General features: G+C 67.2%; 2 protein-coding genes and 1 pseudogene. 2 read left to right on the top strand and 1 reads right to left on the bottom strand.

The features are described 5' to 3' along the window. Together VFG33_RS31575 and VFG33_RS31580 are read left to right on the top strand one after the other, a co-directional pair. On the top strand, positions 1 to 1200 hold a 1200-nt coding region (locus VFG33_RS31575), incomplete at its 5' end, for a hypothetical protein (protein ID WP_325056646.1). Continuing rightward, positions 1197 to 1433 (top strand): hypothetical protein, encoded by a 237-nt coding sequence (locus VFG33_RS31580; protein ID WP_325056647.1) that lies wholly within the window; start codon positions 1197 to 1199, stop codon positions 1431 to 1433. The genes VFG33_RS31575 and VFG33_RS31580, both read left to right, overlap by 4 nt. A gap of 11 nt (positions 1434 to 1444) precedes the next feature. Here the strand turns inward: VFG33_RS31580 and VFG33_RS31585 are convergent. Then, positions 1445 to 1696, bottom strand: a pseudogene (locus VFG33_RS31585) (aldo/keto reductase); the annotation flags it as partial. Positions 1697 to 2064: the final 368 nt, after the last annotated feature.

Genomic DNA, 2064 nt, shown 5'->3' on the forward strand with positions numbered 1-2064 from the left:
GCTGCCTTCTGGTCCCGGCCGCGGTTCGAACTCACAGCCGGTACGCCGGTCCCGGCGCTGCCCCGGATCGTCGATGCGCGCTCGACCCGGTGGCTCCTCAAGGCAGTCGGTCTGGCGGCGTTCGCGCTACTCATCGGGTCCGCCTGGTTCGGCAGCAGTGAGCCATCGTTGAACCCGGCACCGACTTGGCTCTACGTCTGGATCTGGGTCGGCATCATCCCGCTCTCGCTCGTCTTCGGCCCGATCTGGCGACTCGCGAACCCGCTCCGCACCCTCGCGGCGGCGATCCCGCGGACGTCGTACCGGCAACTCCCGCGCGGCATCGCTTACTGGCCGGCTGTCGCCGGGCTCGCTGGATTCCTCTGGCTCGAACTGGCCCACCCCGAAGGCTCCGAACCGCTCATTGTCGCGATCTTCGTGACCGTCTACGCCGTGGTGAACGTTGCCGCCGGCATCCTCTACGGTCCGCGCTGGTTCAGCATCGGCGACAGCTTCGAGGTGTACGCCGAGGTACTGGCGAAGCTGAGCCTCTTCGGCCGCAACGATCAGCACCAGCTCGTACTACGCAACCCGCTGGCCGGGCTGGCCACGATCCCGCAGGAGCCGGGAATCGTCGGACTCCTCTGCCTGCTGCTCGGATCGACCGCCTTCGACGGCATCAGCAGATGGTCCGCCTGGACCAACCTGACCGCCCAGCTCAGCCATACCGGCCACCTCGTCGTCTACACCCTGGGCCTCCTGACGGCAGTCGCGCTGGTGTCCGGTCTGTTCCTCCTGGCGGCGCGCTCCACCGGTATTTCGATGGTGCGGCCAGGTGCTGTCGGCAACGCAGGCCTGCCCGGCGCGTTCGTGCACTCGCTGGTTCCGATCGCGATCGGGTACGCCGTGGCGCACTACTTCTCGTTCGCCTTGTTCCAGGGCCAGGAAGGCGTTCTGCTGGCGTCGGACCCGTTCGGTCGCGGCTGGGATCTGCTCGGGACCAACGGGACGGGCATCGATTACTCCTTCCTGGGTACTGGTCTGATCGCAGCGGTGCAGATCGGCGCGATCGTGCTCGGCCACGTACTCGGGGTGGTGGCCGCTCACGATCGCGCCGCTCAGCTGTTCCGCCGCCGGCAGTTGCGGCGCGCGCAGTACCCGATGCTCGCGGCGATGGTCGCCTTCACCGCCGGCGGGATCGCCCTGGTGACGGCGTCATGATCACCCTGCACATGGGCGGAGTGCCCGAGCTGGCGATGTTCCTCGGACCGATCCTGCTGATCATCGCCTTCCTCCGCATCGCCCGCCGCAACGAAGCGACGGCGGGCGACGAAGACGACTGGGACGCAGACCTCGGCGACCTCACCCCCACCGATGGAGCCGAGCCCGCGTCCACCGATCGCGGGGGCGCGGTGCCGACGACTCCGGGGCGATCAAGCAGTGGGGCTTCCTGAGCGCCGTGGCGTCAGCGAGGGGACGGGGCCGGCTCGATCCGGAGGTCGCCCATCGTGACGCTTCGGGTCATCGGGCGATTGAGGAAGTCGTGCGGGAAGCCGAGTTCGATCGCGCTCGCCTGCTCCAGGTCCTGCACGTCCTGCTCGGTGAACGTCACATCCAGGGCACCGAGGTTGTCCTCGAGATGCCCCAGCGTCCGGGCGCCGATGATCGGCGACGTCACCGTGGCATTGCGCAGGGTCCACGCGATCGCCACTTGCGAAGGCGTATGACCGCGAGGTAGTCACAGAGGTTCTCCCTTTTCGGTTTCACCGCCAGCGTCGAGCATCGGGAGTGACCGCAAAAGGGAGACGTCTTCCTGGGACTGGCTCTCCTACCCTCCGCCAGGCAGGTCGATCGGTAGACCCACGATCAGCTGGATCGGCTTGATCTAAAGGAGGATCCCGACCTGTGACCGTCTGTGAAACGGGCCAGGATAGAGGTTCGAGTCGCCTGTTAGGCTGCCGTCTGATCGTCTTTGCTCCGTGGCTGCTCCGTCGGCAGCAGGCTGAGCTTGGCCAGCCGCTGCTCGATGACCGAGCGAGCACGGGCGTGTGACGTTGGCAGCAGATGGGCATAGAGGCGAAGTGT

Origin of the sequence: Kribbella sp. (assembly GCF_035687465.1) — a bacterium.
In the GTDB taxonomy this organism is placed as follows: Bacteria; Actinomycetota; Actinomycetes; order Propionibacteriales; family Kribbellaceae; genus Kribbella.